General features: G+C 64.9%; 10 protein-coding genes and 1 tRNA gene. 8 read left to right on the top strand and 3 right to left on the bottom strand.

All coding sequences use genetic code 11. The features are described 5' to 3' along the window. Nucleotides 1–171: 171 nt before the first annotated feature. Together ABWP89_RS06490 and ABWP89_RS06485 are read left to right on the top strand one after the other, a co-directional pair. A complete protein-coding gene (locus ABWP89_RS06490; RefSeq protein ID WP_353228041.1) occupies nucleotides 172–975 on the top strand; it encodes a crotonase/enoyl-CoA hydratase family protein in 804 nt (267 codons plus the stop codon). A 120-nt stretch (nucleotides 976–1,095) separates the two neighbouring features. Beyond that, nucleotides 1,096–1,169, top strand: a tRNA-Cys gene (locus ABWP89_RS06485). On the opposite strand, the gene ABWP89_RS06480 is transcribed toward ABWP89_RS06485, so the two are convergent. Next, nucleotides 1,138–4,470 (bottom strand): PAS domain S-box protein, encoded by a 3,333-nt coding sequence (locus ABWP89_RS06480; protein ID WP_353228040.1) that lies wholly within the window; start codon nucleotides 4,468–4,470, stop codon nucleotides 1,138–1,140. The genes ABWP89_RS06485 and ABWP89_RS06480 overlap by 32 nt on opposite strands. Further along, nucleotides 4,467–5,897, bottom strand: coding sequence for a sigma-54-dependent transcriptional regulator (locus ABWP89_RS06475; protein ID WP_353228038.1), 1,431 nt, complete (start codon nucleotides 5,895–5,897; stop codon nucleotides 4,467–4,469). The genes ABWP89_RS06480 and ABWP89_RS06475 overlap by 4 nt, the downstream gene beginning before the upstream one ends. 281 nt (nucleotides 5,898–6,178) lie before the next feature. Between ABWP89_RS06475 and ABWP89_RS06470 the strand changes: the two genes are divergently transcribed. The 6 genes from ABWP89_RS06470 to ABWP89_RS06445 all read left to right on the top strand — a co-directional run bounded on the left by ABWP89_RS06470 (nucleotide 6,179) and on the right by ABWP89_RS06445 (nucleotide 11,914). Next, nucleotides 6,179–7,426 carry a polysaccharide biosynthesis/export family protein gene (locus ABWP89_RS06470; RefSeq protein WP_353228037.1) on the top strand — a complete coding sequence of 416 codons (1,248 nt, stop codon included), beginning with the start codon at nucleotides 6,179–6,181 and terminating at the stop codon, nucleotides 7,424–7,426. Further along, nucleotides 7,423–7,959, top strand: coding sequence for a hypothetical protein (locus ABWP89_RS06465; RefSeq protein ID WP_353228036.1), 537 nt, complete (start codon nucleotides 7,423–7,425; stop codon nucleotides 7,957–7,959). Before ABWP89_RS06470 ends, ABWP89_RS06465 begins: the two co-directional genes overlap by 4 nt. After that, nucleotides 7,878–8,822 (top strand): GumC domain-containing protein, encoded by a 945-nt coding sequence (locus ABWP89_RS06460; RefSeq protein ID WP_353228035.1) that lies wholly within the window; start codon nucleotides 7,878–7,880, stop codon nucleotides 8,820–8,822. The genes ABWP89_RS06465 and ABWP89_RS06460 overlap by 82 nt, the downstream gene beginning before the upstream one ends. A gap of 201 nt (nucleotides 8,823–9,023) precedes the next feature. Continuing rightward, nucleotides 9,024–9,593, top strand: coding sequence for a heme NO-binding domain-containing protein (locus ABWP89_RS06455; RefSeq protein ID WP_353228034.1), 570 nt, complete (start codon nucleotides 9,024–9,026; stop codon nucleotides 9,591–9,593). 10 nt (nucleotides 9,594–9,603) lie between these two features. Then, a complete protein-coding gene (locus ABWP89_RS06450; RefSeq protein ID WP_353228033.1) occupies nucleotides 9,604–11,529 on the top strand; it encodes an ATP-binding protein in 1,926 nt (641 codons plus the stop codon). A gap of 61 nt (nucleotides 11,530–11,590) precedes the next feature. After that, on the top strand, nucleotides 11,591–11,914 hold the full coding sequence (locus ABWP89_RS06445; protein ID WP_353228032.1) for an Hpt domain-containing protein: 324 nt from the start codon (nucleotides 11,591–11,593) through the stop codon (nucleotides 11,912–11,914). Between the two features lie 12 nt (nucleotides 11,915–11,926). On the opposite strand, the gene ABWP89_RS06440 is transcribed toward ABWP89_RS06445, so the two are convergent. Further along, a complete protein-coding gene (locus tag ABWP89_RS06440) occupies nucleotides 11,927–13,243 on the bottom strand; it encodes an NADH:flavin oxidoreductase/NADH oxidase family protein (protein ID WP_353228030.1) in 1,317 nt (438 codons plus the stop codon). Nucleotides 13,244–13,369: the final 126 nt, after the last annotated feature.

The following is a 13,369-nucleotide window of genomic DNA, read 5'->3' as shown; positions in this document are numbered from 1 at the left end:
CCGACCACCACAGCATGATGGTATCATTGGTGGTCGGGCGGGGAGGCGGGGCGGGTGGTCTGAGTCGCGCATAGCGCGACTTCGTACAAGCGTCGGCCCGGGGTGAGCACTGGACACGCGTGCCATCACCGGGCATTTAATCGCGCGATGAACTTGTCCGGAGACGTTGCCATGATCGCCAATTTTCAGGACCGGGTGACGGTCACTGTCGCCAACCATGTCGCGCATGTGCTGCTCGACCGTGCGGACAAGATGAACGCGCTGGATGATGCGATGTTCGGCGCGATTATCGAGGCGGGCGACTATGTGCGCGGCCTGTCCGGGGTGCGGGTGGTGGTGCTGTCGGGCGCGGGCCGAGCGTTTTGCGCCGGGCTTGACCTGACCAGCTTTGGCCGCAGCGACCGCTGGCAGGATGGATCGCTGGCCGACCGCACCCACGGCATCGCCAATCGCCCGCAATATGTTGCGACGGTCTGGCGCGATCTGCCGGTGCCGGTGATCGCGGCGGTGCATGGCGTGTGTTTTGGTGGCGGGCTGCAGATTGCCAGCGGCGCCGACATCCGCATTGCGCATCCGGACACGCGGCTGGCGGTGATGGAGGTCAAATGGGGGTTGGTGCCCGACATGGGCGGATACCTGCTGTGGCGCGGCAATGTGCGCGATGATGTCCTGCGCGAAATGACCTATACCCATCGCGAATTTACGGGGGTGGAGGCAGTGACGATGGGCTTTGCCACCCACACTGCGGCCGATCCGCTGGCGCATGCGCTGGACCTGGCGCGCACGATCGCCGACAAAAGCCCGGATGCGGTGCGCAGCGCCAAGGACCTGTCGAATCGCACCGCGCAGATGGCCGATGCCGACGTGCTGCTGGCCGAAAGCGTCGCCCAGATCGCGCTGATGCATTCGCCCAACCAGATTGAATCGGTCCACGCCGGCATGGCCCGCCGCACGCCCGAATTCGTCGACCCGTAAAGGCCGCGCCCTGATCGCGAACGCGCAAGGGATTCCCAAACAAACCGATTGCCCTGCCGCCCCGCCTCGGCTAATCGCGCTGCTCTCTTGCCGGGCGCCGCTGCGCGCGCCGGCACCGGGGGCCCGATGGCGGAATGGTTACGCGCCGGACTGCAAATCCGTTTATGCCGGTTCGATTCCGGCTCGGGCCTCCAATTTCCCTTGTTCTGGCAACGTTGGTGCTTTTTCTCGTGCGGGCGGGGCGGCCCGGGTTGCCGAACCCGGGTGGACCACTCTTGCAAGTTCGGCCGCGATTTCGGCCATGCGCACGGGTTTGACCAGGTGCCCCTGCATCCCGGCGGCCAGGCAGTCGTCGATGTTTTCCTGATAGCCGTTGGCGGTGACCGCAACGATCGGCAGCATGTCGGCGGAAATGCCGTTGCTGCGCAGGTTGCGGGTTGCGGTCATGCCGTCCATTCCCGGCATCTGGATATCCATCAGCACTCCGTCGAAGGGCTGGTTCGCGGCCATGGCTGCGTGAACCATGGCCACCGCTTCTTCACCGGTCTGCGCCAAAGTGACCTGGTGGCCCAGCTTGTTCAGCATGGCGGTGACGATCATCTGATTGGTGCGGCCGTCTTCGGCCACCAGCAGCCGCAGCGGCGCCAGCGAATCCGGCGGTGGCACGGGGGCGGGCTGCGGGGTGGACACGGCTGTTGCGTCGGGCAGGACCAGACCGATTCGCAGCACCAGCGTGGTGCCGACATCCGGGGCGCTGTGCAGGGTCAGTGTCCCGCCCATGGCCTGCGCAATCCGGCGTGATATCGGCAGGCCCAGGCCAGTGCCGCCATAGCCGCTGGCGATGCCCGCCCCGGCCTGCACAAAATCCTCGAACACCCGGGCCTGCGCCGTATTCGCAATGCCAATGCCGATGTCCTCTACCGCGATGACCAGCTGGTCACGCTCGGTCGTGGCCGACAGGCGAATTTGTCCGGCGTGGGTGAATTTGACCGCGTTGCCAATCAGGTTGGCCAGGATCTGGCGCAGTCGCAGGCTGTCCCCGACAATGCGCCGGGGCACATCGGGCGCGATGGCCAGGTTCAGCGCCAGGCCCTTGCCGACCGCGCTGGCGGTCATCAGGCTTAAACAATCGGCCAGGCAATCATGCAGGTCAAAGGGTTCGACCGACAGTTGCAGGCGCCCGGAATCGATCTTGGCGATATCCAGAATGTCGTTCAGCAGCTTCATCATGGTTGCGCCGGATTCAGAAATCAGCCGGACATAGTTGCGGCTGGTGGCGTCAAGCGGGTGATCCATCAGCAGCTCTGCCAGCCCGATCACCCCGTTCATCGGGGTGCGGATTTCGTGGCTGAGGTTGGCCAGAAATTCGCTCTTGGTCGCGGCGGCCTGCTCGGCGCGGCGGCGCGCCTCGATCAGATCGTGTTCGAGCAGTTTGCGCGCGGTGATGTCGCGCACCGATGCCACGATCTCGAACGGTTCCCCCTTGCGGTTGCGCAGCAACCGGCAGTTTGCTTCGAGCCACAGGTATTCGTCTGTCGATTTCGCTGGCAGCGATCGGTAGGTGATGGTCAGATCATCGATGGTGCCCTGCGCCAGCTGGTCAAACCCGGCGCGGACACTGTCGATCTCGTCAGGATGAATCCGCACCAGCACCGGCATGCCGATAATGGTCTGCGGATCGTGCCCCATAACCTCACGCACCGATGGCGTGACATACCGGCACCGCCCGTCCAGCCCGAGCCGGTACACCATGTCGTTGATGTTTTCGGTGACCAGGCGCAGTTCGCGCGTGCGCGTCGCCAGTTCGACATCGCTGGCTTTGCGCTGGGTGATGTCCGTGACCACCGCGATATAGCCGCTGAGCCGCGAACCGTTTTCGAATTCACCCGTGGCGCTGAAGGTCAGCCAGCGTTTGAGCCCGGCCTGATCACTGTACTGGATTTCGTTTTCGAAAATCGCACCGGGCGTCATCAGCGATCGATTGACCTGTTCGGCCAGCCGGCTGTTGTCCAATCCCAGCACCTCTACCCACGGCCTGCCGATGATGGATGCGGCAGGCGCCATCACCAGCAGTTCTATGCGCTGGTTGATATAGGTAACCAGACCATCCCGGTCGCAGCGCAGGATGCCGATCGGCGATGTGTCGCACAACCGGCGGAACCGCTGCTCGCTGGCCTCCAGCGCGCCGACGTACCGCAATTGGTCGGACACATCGCGGATGCTGCCGGAAGTGCCTTCGAACGTTCCGTCAGCGCCGCGGATCATCCGGACACTGATGTCGGCTTCACGTGCTTCGCCATCGCGTCGGACAAAGCTGCGATAGGTCCGCAGAACTTCGCTATCATCGTCGCGCGGCCGCGGGGAATGCGCCAGTCTGTCGACAATATCACCAAGATCAAGCGGCGCGGTCCCGGCGCCACGCAGCGTTTCGACCACCGCAATGCCGGTCATCGCCTCCCACGCCGGATTGAGGAAGGTCCAGCGCCCGCGGGCATCGGTGCGGAACACGACCTCTTGCATGTTGTTGAGAATTTGGGCGGTAAAGGCCGCGGTTTGCGCCAGTTCCTGTTCCAGCCGGCGGCGTGCCTCCATCGATGCGGCGATCGGCAGGATGCAGCCAAAGCAGCACAGATAGGCCGTCTCGAGATAGAAAAACCGGCTGTCGGGCGGGATCGCCAGCACGTCGGCCGGGCCATTGCCGCTGGCGACCGCCACGGTCGCGATCATCAGTGACAGCAGATGCGCCGCAGCGGTATCGCGGATACCAAGCGCCAGGCTGACCCAGATCAGCGCCGGGCAGACGAAGAAAATGTAGGCATGCCCATTGCTGAAAAATACCGCTGCAGTCAGCGCGCCGACCGCTGCAAAACCGGCCACCCGCTTGATCGAGAGCAGCCTCGCCATGTCAAACGACCGGTCCCCCAATGCCCCGAGAAAGATCGGGGTGGCGACGACGATGCCAAAGACATCGGGCAAGATCCATCGCAGGGCGCGGGCGTTCAAAACGTCCGCCAGGCCAAAAGCCGACAGCGCCGGCAGTGTGCCATCCCGCAAAAGCATCAGCACGCCGAACACCAGGCTGAACGCCGGCGCGATGACGATGGCCACGACCGCCAGTTTGAGCACGGCATTGGGGCTGGTCAGGTCAAGACCGCCCGGCGCCAGCCTTTTGAGCAGGGCGGCACCGATCAGCGCCTGCATGCCGGCCATGGCTGCCGCAGCGGCCGAGGTGGCCACGGTAACGCCGCCAAGCATGAGCCCGATCATCGCGGCCAGAACCATCCGCAGGACCTGTTTCCACGCCGCCGGCCGTTCCAGCGCAAACGTGGCCGCCAGCATGATCGATGGCACCAGAACGACCGTCAGCGCGCCGGAATGGCGGCGCACGAACTGTGCCTCGAACAAGGTCAGCAGAACAATCAGCGCTTCCAGAACAGTGCGCGCCGGGATCATCGGAAGACCGCCGCCGGCCCCGCGGCTGGCAATACGATTCATGCAGCCTGGCCGTTCGACGCCCATCGTTCGCGTTTGCGGTACAGCGTCGATGCACTCACGCCCAGCAGTTTGGCCGCGGCGGGCAGGCTGCCGTCGGCGTCGTCGATCGCGCGGGCGATAACGATCCGTTCGATTTCGTCGAGTGTCATGCCGCGAAAGGCGGCGGCGAAATCGGGCTGTACCGCCTCTGCGCGGTGCGGGGGGGCGACCGGCGCCGCTGCCGCCGTAACCGGCGGGGCCGGCGCCAGACCATACTCTGCCGGAATCGCCGACAGCGGCAGATCGGGGCCATCCCCCAGCACCGCGGCCCGCCGCAGGACATTCTGCAGTTCGCGCACGTTGCCCGGCCAGCGATAGGCGGACAACGCCGCCACCTGGGCCTGCCCCAGCGGGCCAAAGTGCTTGCCTTCCTCGCGCGAAAAGCGCTGCAGAAAGGTTTCCGCCAGTTCGGCGATGTCGCTGCCGCGATCGCGCAGCGGTGGCATGTGCACGGGGACGACCGCCAGGCGATAATAGAGGTCTTCACGAAAGCGGCCCTCGACCACTTCGCGCATGGGGTCGCGGTTGGTGGCGCAGACAATGCGCACGTCCACTTCATCCACCCGGCTGGTGCCAACCCGCTGGACCGTACCGGTCTGCAAAAACCGCAGCAGCTTTACCTGCAGCGGCAGCGCCATTTCGCACACCTCATCCAGGAACAGCGTGCCCTTGTGCGCCGCCTGCACGGCACCGATGCGATCGTTGACCGCGCCGGTGAATGATCCTTTCACATGCCCGAACAGTTCGGATTCAAGCAGGTTTTCGGGGATCGCACCGCAGTTGATGGCCACGAACGGCCCGCTGCTGCGGCCGGATTCGCGGTGGATGCTGTCGGCGCAGACTTCTTTGCCGGTGCCGCTTTCGCCGGTGATCAGGACGGTCGCGCGGCTGCGCGCGATGCAGCCGATCTGCCGGTACACTTCGCGCATGGCGGCGCAACTGCCGACAAAGCCGCCTGGCGCGGTGGCCGGCGCACCCGGTCCGGCGGCCTGAACCGGGGCCGCGGCCAAAATCGTCGGCCCCGTTTCGACCGCGCTGGCGACCACCGCCAGCAGCCGCTTGGCCGCCAGTGGCTTGACCAGAAAATCATAGGCCCCCAGCCGCATCGCATCGATCGCGCGTGACAGCGATCCGTCTGCGGTAACCACGATTACGGGCTGTTTTGCCAGCAGATCGGGGCTGGTGCGCAACAGTTCCAGGCCGTCGATATCGGGCAGCTGCAGATCCAGCAGCAAGGCGCTGAACGCCTCTCCGTCCGCCAGCGCGCGCAGGACCGCTGCACCCGTATCCACCACCACCGCTTCATAGCCCGCCTTTTCCAGGTGGCCGGCATACATCAGGGCGAGTGCGGGAATATCTTCGACGATCAGGATGCGTTTGCGGGTCATGGGTCGTACCAGGGTTTGAAGGTGTCCGACGAATGTAAGCAGGATGCGTGCCAGTTTCCGAAAGCTATGAACGCAGGGATAGGGGCAAATCCTTAGCATTTCTTTCGCATTTTGCGTATAAAAATCTTTGCAAAATGCGAAAACCGGTCGCGGCAAAATGCAATGATCGGCCCGTTGCAAAACGCGATCCAGCCGGCGTTCGGGCAAAATTGCCGATTTCCGGCGTATTTACCGAACTGGCACGGGGATTGCCATATTTGGGGGAAACGCCGGAGATTGCCATGCCACTGCTGCCCCGCCCACCGCTGACCTGCCCCGCCCGACCCTTGCGGACTTTCGCGCTGCTCACGCTGGCCCTGACCAGCGGGTGCGCCACGATGCCGACGCCCGGCAACCTTGCCGGGGCGCAGTATCAGCCTGCGCAGCGCGTGCCGGATGCCACCGTCGCCGATCGCTGCACGACCCCGGCGCTGCCGGCCGCGCTTGGCCCGCTGGTGGTTGAACCGGCCGAGGCACTGGCGGCCTTTCCCGACATCCTGGGGCCGGGTGACCGTCTGCGTATCGACGTGAGCGGCGACAAGGACGTGCTGTCGCATGACTATGTGATCACCGCGAATGGCAGCCTGATCATCAACGGCATTGCCGCGATCCCCGCGACCGGTCGCACCAGCGCTGCGGTTGCGCAGGACCTGCGCGACCGGCTGGTGGCCGCCGGCCTGATCCGCCCCATTGCCAACAATCTTCGGCTCGTCACGACCGAGCGCACCGGCGTTGCGGTATCGGTCGAGGGTGCGGTGTTCGAGCCAGGCGTGATCGTCGCGGGCGACCGCCCGAACGATGCGCGCGCAACAACGGTTGCCAATGCCGCGCTGGGCGATTTCAACAATGGCCGATCGCTGGCCACTGCCATTCGCGCTGCGGGCGGATTGCGGCCAGATGCCGCGCTCGATGCGGTCTATCTTGTGCGTGGTGATCGCTATGCCCGGATCGACCTCAGCCCGGTGCTGGGCGGGGTCATGGGCAGCGATGGCACCGGCGGTCTGCCGGTCGATCCGCAACTGGCGCGCGGTGACCGCATCATCATTCCTTCGGCGGGCTGTTTTCAGCCGCGGCTGGTCCGGCCCAGCCCGGTGACGGCACCGGGCATTCGCGTTTACATGTCGAACCTGTCGCGCCCTGCGGCCAGCAATGCCTCGTCTGCGATCGGCCGGGATTCAACCAGCCTGCCCTATGGCACGCGCTTTTTGCAGGGGTTGATTGCGGCCAATTGCGTCGGCGGTTCGGCGATGAACGCAGCCCGCAGCGCGGTGCTGATCTCACGCAATCCGGTGAATGGCCGATCGGTGGTGATCGCCCGGAAAGTGGAGGCGCTGGTGCGCGATTCCGATCGTGATGAGGTTGATCCCTATCTGATGCCTGGCGATGCCATCGCCTGCTATGACAGCACGGCGATGACGATCGTCGATGCGGTGGGCGTGGTGGGCAATCTGCTCGGCCCGGCCGTGCTGGTAAAGAGCCTGAAGCCATGAGCGCGATGCAGGACATCGTCGCCGAACGTCGGCTGAAGCGGATGTGGCGCGTGGTGCGCAATGGCCTGCCTTCGGTCGGTCGCTATCGCCGCTATATCGTGATCCTGGCCCCGGTGATCGCCGGCATCTGGGTGCTGACCGCGGTCTATCTGGTCGCGATGCCGCGCAGTTATACCAGCCAGTTCAGCCTGATCCTGCCGGGATCGGGCATCGGCAGTTCGATCAACGTGGAATCGATCGGGCAGGCGCAGGGATCCAGCAATTCCGCCTTTGCCAGCCCCACGCTCAGCCCGACCGAGAATTACAAACAATTGCTGACGGCCGACGTCACCTTGCGCGCGGCCGCCCGGATCGCCCATGAAAACGAAGACCGGTTCCCCGCACCGACGATCAAGCTGGTTGACCAGACCAATCTGATTTCGATCAGCATCACCGCGCGCATCGCCGGGCCATGGCGCTGCAGCAGGCGTTTGTCGAGGAACTGCAGGCCCTGCGCGCGGACGAAGCCAAAAAGCGCGAGGAAACCGATCTGACCCATCTGAGCGAGCTGTCCGACAAGGTAAAAACGGCGCAGCGCAAGCTGATCGAATTTCAGGCCAGCCACGGCCTCGCCACGCTCGAACAGTTCCACAGCCGCATCGCGTCGGTCGATACGATCCGCGACAAGGAACGCGACCTGCGTGTGCAGATGCGCATGCAGGGCGGCATGGCCGGGCGCCTGTCGGGAACGCTGGACACCAGCCCGGACCGCGCCAATGTGATCATGCGGCTGAAGGGCGATCCCGTGTTTGCCGAACTCGCGCAGCGCTATGCCGTCGCCAATGCGGACGCGCAGCTCAAGGCCGGTACGCTGGGCCCCCGGCACAGCGCGCGGGCCCAGGCCGATGCCGAAAGCGCCGAACTGCGGGCCGCGCTGGTGCATCGCGGACAGGAACTGACCGGCCTGTCCGAAGCGGCGCTGTTGCGCCATACCGATTTGCAACTGGGCGATGGCCGTTCGGCGCTGATGCAGGCGATGAGCGCCAGCGATGCCCAGGCGGCCGGCACGCGCAGTGCGCTGAACGAACTGCATGGCGATCTGGCGCGCGCGCGTGCCGAGGCGCCGCAATTGATATTGCAGGCGCAACAACTGGCCGATCTGCAACGCGACCAGCGCGTGACCGAGGCGGTGTTTTCATCGGCGCTGGCCCGGCTCGATACCAACAAGCAGGACCCGTTCGCCTCTTATCCGCTGGTGCAGGTGCTGGCCGCGCCGTCGCTGCCCAAATCGCCGAGCAGCCCATCGACCGGCATCGCCCTGGCGGGCGCGCTGGCGGCGACGATGATGACGCTGTTTGCGTTCGGTCTGTTGTGGCTGCGCCAGCCGATCCTGCGCCGCATGTTGAAAAACGCCTGATCGCCACGATCATCGGCCGGGGACAAGGCTTGCAAAATGCCAAAACCGTTGCCTTTTGCAAAGGCGCCAGTTGCAAAATGCAAATATTTGCCGCCCAAAACGCCCAAAACGCCAAAGTAACAGCGCGTTTCATGGCGTGGTACGTGAATTGCTTATCCAAGCCGTACAGCGCGTTGTAACCGCACAGACCGGGAATTTGGTATGAAGGGTGTTATCATTGCCGAACTGGTCCGGTGGATCGAACAGGCGTTTTCGCCCGCCGTCGCCGATGCGGTGATCACCCGGTCAAAAGTGCCGGGTGACGGGGTTTACACCACGGTCGGCAATTATCCGCACACCGATGCGCTGGCGCTGATGGGGGCGCTTGCCGAAATTTCGGGTCAGCCGGTGCCGGAGCTGGCGGATGCCTATGGCTTCTGGCTCGCCAGCCGGTTCATGGAACTCTATCCCGAAATGTTTGAAGGCTATACCGACGCCGTCACGTTTCTGCGCGATGTCGATGGCCAGCACCACCGCGAGGTGACCAAGCTCTATCCCGATGCGCGCACCCCCAGCATCGTGGTGGTTATCGACGGTGAGGAATTGACGGTCAGCTATGGGTCGCACCGGCCGCTGGCCGATATCGCGCATGGCCTGGTGCGTGGCTACATCGCCTATTACGGCGATGATCTTGAGGTTGTTCGCGACCCCGGCGCGCCCGGGCCGCATGCGGCGCGTGTCCTGGTGCGCGCGCCCGCGCGCCTGACGCCCGATCGCCTGTCGGCCGTTTGAACCCGTAACCATGCCCGGAACCCACCTGACCCGCTTTGCCGTGCCCAGGCTGATGGCGGAGGCCATCGAGCCCACCGACAGCGCGTCGAAAATCGCACTGCTGGAACGGCGGCTGGCGCGCGCAGAGGCGGCGCGGGCGGCGGCGGAGCACCTGCTGGAACAGAAAAGCCGCGTGCTGGCGGCGGCCAACAGCGAATTGACCGCCCGCAAGGACAGTCTGAGCACCAGTCTGGAGCGCCGCACGCGCCAGTTGTTGGATGCGCAGCGGGTGGCAGGTTTCGGTACGATGCTGTGGGACATCCGCAGCCGGCATCTTGAACTCTCTCCGCAAGTGCAGGTCATGATCGGGCTGGAGCCCGGGTCGGCTGTCCGGACCTATCGCACGCTGGTGCGCAGCCTGTTGCGCGAAGACCGTCGGCGCATGCTGCAGTGGATGCATCACGAGCTGCTGGCGGGGCTGAAAAATGACCGCTGCGACCGCTGCGGCACAAATGCCGATCAGCGGGTGGACGTTACCTGCGCGGAAACCCTGCGCGAATATCGCATCGAGGTCCGCTGTCTCGGTGGGCCGCCCGGTGGGCAGGATGGTGACAATGTGCGTTCACTGTGCGTGATGGCGCAGTTCCAGGTTGACAGCCAATGCCGCCCGGCGATGATCTTTGTGACCGTGCAGGACATTACCCGCCAGGTGCGCGCCGATAACGAGGCCGCCGCCTTGCGCGCGCGTGAATTGCAGCGGTTGGCGGACCTGGAACGGCTGAACGAGGCGCTGCTGGTCGCGCGTGAGCAGGCCGATCTTGCCAACGAGGCAAAATCACGGTTTCTGGCGATGATGAGCCACGACATCCGCACGCCGCTGAACGGTGTGATCGGCATGCTGGATCTGTTCGATGAAAGCACGCTGACCACAGAACAGAAACGGACGCTGACGCTGGTGCGTTCAAGCGGTGACCAGCTGCGCGTGCTGCTGAACGATATCATCGATCTCGCGCGGGCCGAGGCTGGCAAGCTGGCGCTCAATCCCGGGCCGACCAACCTGATCGGCGTGCTGACCGACGGGGCGGATTTCTGGCGGCACCTGGCCAACGACAAGAATCTGTCGCTGGATATCGTGCTGGCGCCGGACATGCCGACCTGGATCGAGGCCGACAGCGTGCGGTTGCGCCAGCTGATCGACAACATGTTGAGCAATGCCATCAAGTACACGCATGAAGGCGGGGTCATGCTCAAGACCCGCGTGCTGCCCCAGGGGCGGCTGCGGGTGGAGGTGGTCGATACCGGCATCGGCATTCCCGCCCATCGCCGGACCGAGCTGTTCACTGATTTCAGCCAGCTCAACCTGCTGGGCAGCGAGCCTGGCGGGGCAGGCCTGGGCCTGGCGATCTGCCAGCGCATCATCGCGGTGATGGATGGCCAACTGGGCGTTGATGACGCCGGCCGCGGCAGCTGTTTCTGGTTTGAAATACCGGTCACCACCATACCCGAGCCAAAGCGGGTCGCACACCCGATTGTCCTGTCCTTTGCGGGATTGGACGGACGGGTACCGCGCGTGCTGGTGGCCGAGGATCTGGCGACCAACCGCATTGTTGTCGAAGGCTGCCTGCGCAAACTGGGCTGCGAGGTCAGCGTTGTCGAGGACGGCCAGCAGGCGCTGATCGCCATTGAATCAGGTAACGTCTATGATCTGGTGCTGATGGACATGGCCATGCCGGTGATGGACGGGCCCGAGGCGACCCGCCGCATCCGCGCCCTGCCAGGCCCGCACGCGACGCTGCCGATCATCGCGCTGACGGCCTTTACCCGGCCAGAGGAACTGGCGCCGATGATGGCGGCGGGTGCCAATGGCAGCGTGGCCAAGCCGATCGTGATCGAAGACCTGTACCGCGTCATGGCCGGGGCATTGGCCTTGCCGGATGTCGGCGCTATCGCGCATTAAGCGGTGCCATGGGTGATCATGCACCTGCCACCTTTTCGCATTCAAACAAGGCTGGGCGTGCATGGACCTGATTGATCCCGAACTGACGCTGAGCCAGTTTGAAGCGCTGCCACCCGAAATCGTCGCCCCCTTGTGCGATGCGACTGCGGCCGATCTGCGCGATTGGGGCACACGCCTGCTGGACGCCGTGGCCGCAGACGACACCGATGCCCTGCGGCGCGCGCGCCATTCGCTGAAGGGTCTGTGCGGAAACTTTGGTGCCGGCGCGATCATGCTGCGCGCAGAAGGTGATTTGCGGTCGGCCGACGCCCGCGCTGGTTTTCGCGATTGTATCGAAGCGACGATCGCCGCCGTGCTGGCGATCGCCGCTCCGCTCATTCCGTAGGACAGGGTCTGTTCAGCGCGCCTTTAGCCAGACTTTGCCCGCCTTCTGGATGGACAGCAGGGCGGAAAACGGGGAAATGCGGATATTGGCTTTGCCGGTGCGCGCCAGCGCATCAATCTGGGCGTAATACCAGTATACTGCGGCAAAGGCTTCGACCGTGCGCAGCATTTTCAGCCCGCCGAGAAACGCCAGCCACGGCGGCAGCAGACGCAGCGTGTTTTCCCAGCGGTCCAGCGTGTCCGCACCCGCCAGCAACTTGGCGGGGGCTGCGGTATCGACACACAGCGGGCGGCCAAGGCCGATGATGTCGGCCCCGCCTTGCGCCAGCGCGGCATTCATCGCGTGGCGGGTGCGAAAGCCGCCGGTAACCATCAGCGGCATCGTGAGCGAGGCGCGCATCGTCTTGGCGAAATCGACGAAATAGGCCTCACGCGCGGCGGTCGATGCCTTTTGCGGGGGCGCGTCGGGGGCTTCCACGCCGGCAGTGTCCATCATCGCGGGCTGTTCGTATGATCCGCCCGAAATTTCCAGCAGATCGACCCCCGCCGCCTGCAACCAGCCCGCTACGATCACGCTGTCTTCAAACGCGAAGCCGCCCTTCTGGAAATCTGCCGAATTGAGCTTTACGCCGATGGGGAACGCCGGGCCTACGCCTGCCCGCACCCGCGCGACGACCGCCATCAGCATGCGCGCGCGGTTTTCCAGGCTGCCGCCCCACTGGTCGGTGCGCACGTTGGCGCGTGGGCTAAGGAACTGCGACAGCAAATAGCCGTGCGCGGCGTGGATTTGCACACCGGTAAAGCCGGTGTCCTTCGCCACTTCCGCCGCCACGCCAAAGCGTTCGATCAGCTCCAGTATTTCCGGCTCGGTCAGCGCCACCGGCAGGCCAAACTGCTTGCCAGGCAGACCCACGGCGATGGCCGACGGCGCCTTTGGGTGCGGGTTGACCGTGACTTGCGTCTGGCGCCCGGCATGGCTGATCTGCATCCAGATGTGCCCGCCCGCCCGCGTTCCGGCGCGCGCCATCGCCCGCAGGCCCGCGCGCGCAGCTTCGTCCGGCGCGCCCGCGATGATCACATTGCCCGGCCGTTCAAGATGGTCGCGATCGATCTGCACGTTGCCGGTGATCAGCAGGCCCGAACCACCATCGGCCCACAAGCCATAAAGCCGCTCCAGTTCCGGCGTCGCGCGCCCTTGCGGATCGGCCAGCCCCTCGGTCATTGCCGCCTTGGCCAACCGATTGGGCAGCACTGCCCCGCACGGCAGGGTAAGGCTGTCGGCGATATCAGGCGTTGGAGTCGGCACGGGTATGGGCACGGGTGTCGTCATGGGCAGCGCTCCGCAAGGTCAGGTTGCGAACCCTTGTGGCACCATAAGCGTGTGGGCCACAAGCCATCAGGCGGATGCCGGGGCGCAGCGCGATTTTCGCGGCTGCCTCGACACGACAATCGCCGC

This window comes from Novosphingobium sp., assembly GCF_040398825.1.
Taxonomy (GTDB): Bacteria; Pseudomonadota; Alphaproteobacteria; order Sphingomonadales; family Sphingomonadaceae; genus Novosphingobium.
This window is presented reverse-complemented; position numbering and strand designations above follow the sequence as displayed.